The organism is Tessaracoccus sp. OS52, from assembly GCF_020687685.1.
Lineage (GTDB): Bacteria > Actinomycetota > Actinomycetes > Propionibacteriales > Propionibacteriaceae > Arachnia.
Genome location: NZ_JAJEWM010000009.1, coordinates 1 through 3,069, shown reverse-complemented (window position 1 = coordinate 3,069; position 3,069 = coordinate 1). Strand labels below are relative to the sequence as shown.

Here is a 3,069-nt window from a genome sequence, read left to right as displayed (position 1 = left end):
TGGGGGTGGTGGCGTGCCTATTGAAGAATGAGCCTGCGAGTCATTGCCGTGTCGCGAGGTTAACCCGGGTAGGGGTAGTCGTAGCGAAAGCGAGTCTGAACAGGGCGGTTGTTAGTGGCACGCCACCACCCCCACCCCACACAAGGCAAGGCGGGAGGCTCTGACGGCTTGCAGGCGCCCGGTTTCAGGTACTCTTTCACTCCCCTCCCGTTGTAGCACGGGGCTCGTGGAATCCTGTGTGAGTCTGCCAAGACCACTTGGTTGCCTGAATACTTCCTGATGACCGATAGCGGATGAGTACCGTGAGGGAATGGTGAAAAGTACCCCGGGAGGGGAGTGAAAGAGTACCTGAAACCGGGCGCCTGCAAGCCGTCAGAGCCTCCCGCCTTGCCTTGTGTGGGGTGGGGGTGGTGGCGTGCCTATTGAAGAATGAGCCTGCGAGTCATTGCCGTGTCGCGAGGTTAACCCGGGTAGGGGTAGTCGTAGCGAAAGCGAGTCTGAACAGGGCGGTTGTTAGTGGCGCGGTATGGACCCGAAGCGGGGTGATCTACCCATGGCCAGGTTGAGGCGTGTGTAAGAGCGCGTGGAGGACCGTACCCACCTGGGTTGAAAACCGGGGGGATGAGCTGTGGGTAGGGGTGAAAGGCCAATCAGACTCCGTGATAGCTGGTTCTCCCCGAAATGCATTTTGGTGCAGCGTCGCGTGTTGCCCGGCGGAGGTAGAGCTACTGGGTGGCTGAGGGGCCTTACAGGGTTACTGAGGTCAGCCAAACTCCGAATGCCGTGCGGGTGTGTAGCGTGGCAGTGAGACTGCGGGGGATAAGCTTCGTGGTCGAGAGGGAAACAGCCCGGATCGCCGGCTAAGGCCCCTAAGCGTGTGCTAAGTGGGAAAGGATGTGCGGTCGCGCAGACAACCAGGAGGTTGGCTTAGAAGCAGCCATCCTTGAAAGAGTGCGTAATAGCTCACTGGTCGAGTGGTCGTGCGCCGACAATGTAGCGGGGCTCAAGCACACCGCCGAAGCCGCGGATCCCCAACATGGTCCTCCCCAATCCGCCTTTGTGGTGGTTGGGCAGGGGTTGGGGGTGGTAGGGGAGCGTCCTGCACTGGGTGAAGCCTGGGGGTGACCTACGGGTGGACGGTGCGGGAGTGAGAATGCAGGCATGAGTAGCGATGACTAGGGTGAGAAGCCCTAGCGCCGAGAGACCAAGGGTTCCAGGGCCAGGCTAGTCCGCCCTGGGTGAGTCGGGACCTAAGGCGAGGCCGACAGGCGTAGTCGATGGATGACGGGTTGATATTCCCGTACCGGCGAAGGACCGACCATGCTGACGCGCGGGTGCTAACCCACGCTGCTGGCCCATAATTGTGGCCGCACCTGACCATGTGTGGTGGGTGTGGCTGGTGTGGCTGGTGGTCTGGGGATCCTCCGTGCTGGTAGGCAAGCGTGTTAACAGGGGTGACGCACAGTGGTAGCCCGGCGGGCCTAATGGCTTGGCCTGTTCAAGCGCGCAGCCCGGTCCCTAGGTAAATCCGGGGGCCAGCCTCATGCGTGGGGCGGGGGTGAGGCGTGATGGTGACCGGTGGCCGTGTGCTGCTGGGATAACAGGGTGATCCTGGGGTGCCGAGAAAAGCCTCGACGCGATGGTCTAAGCCGCCCGTACCCGAAACCGACACAGGTGGTCCGGCAGAGTATGCCTAGGCGAACGAGTGAACCGTGGTGAAGGAACTCGGCAAAATGCCCCCGTAACTTCGGGAGAAGGGGGGCCCGGACCTTGAAGCAGCTGGCCTGCTAGGGGTGAGGGCCGCAGAGACCAGGGGGGAGCGACTGTTTACTAAAAACACAGGTCCGTGCGAAGCCGTAAGGCGAGGTATACGGACTGACGCCTGCCCGGTGCTGGAAGGTTAAGAGGATCCCTCAACCCCTGTCTTGTGGGGTGAAGGGGTGAGTTCAAGCCCCAGTAAACGGCGGTGGTAACTATAACCATCCTAAGGTAGCGAAATTCCTTGTCGGGTAAGTTCCGACCTGCACGAATGGCGTAACGACTTCCCCACTGTCTCCACCACGGGCTCGGCGAAATTGCATTACGAGTAAAGATGCTCGTTACGCGCAGAAGGACGGAAAGACCCCGGGACCTTTACTATAGCTTGGTATTGGCGTCCGCCATGGTTTGTGCAGGATAGGTGGGAGACTGTGAGACCGCCACGCTAGTGGTGGTGGAGTCATTGTTGAGATACCACTCTGGCTGTGGCGTGCGCCTGAACCTCGGCCCGTGATCCGGGTCAGGGACAGTGCCTGGTGGGTAGTTTAACTGGGGCGGTTGCCTCCTAAAAAGTAACGGAGGCGCTCAAAGGTTCCCTCAGCCTGGTCGGTAACCAGGTGGCGAGTGCAAGTGCACAAGGGAGCTTGACTGCGAGACCGACACGTCAAGCAGGTACGAAAGTAGGAACTAGTGATCCGGCGATCCCGTGTGGATGGGTCGTCGCTCAACGGATAAAAGGTACCCCGGGGATAACAGGCTGATCCTGCCCAAGAGTCCATATCGACGGCATGGTTTGGCACCTCGATGTCGGCTCGTCGCATCCTGGGGCTGGAGCAGGTCCCAAGGGTTGGGCTGTTCGCCCATTAAAGCGGTACGCGAGCTGGGTTTAGAACGTCGTGAGACAGTTCGGTCCCTATCCTCTGCGCGCGCAGGAGACTTGAGAAGGCCTGTCCCTAGTACGAGAGGACCGGGACGGACGAACCTCTAGTGCGCCAGTTGTCCCGCCCGGGGCACCGCTGGTTAGCCACGTTCGGATACGGATAACCGCTGAAAGCATCTAAGCGGGAAACCATCTTCAAGACCAGGTCTCCACACACCACCATGGTGTGGAAGGCCCCCAGCAGACCACTGGGTAGATAGGCCAGACGTGCACGATCGGTAACGATCGAAGCTGACTGGTACTAACCGGCCTGCTGGGTTTAGAACGTCGTGAGACAGTTCGGTCCCTATCCTCTGCGCGCGCAGGAGACTTGAGAAGGCCTGTCCCTAGTACGAGAGGACCGGGACGGACGAACCTCTAGTGCGCCAGTT

General features: G+C 60.2%; 1 rRNA gene. It reads left to right on the top strand.

Features of this window, described 5'->3' with window-relative positions:
• Positions 1–2,964, top strand: a 23S ribosomal RNA gene (locus LKO27_RS15030); the annotation flags it as partial.
• Positions 2,965–3,069: the final 105 nt, after the last annotated feature.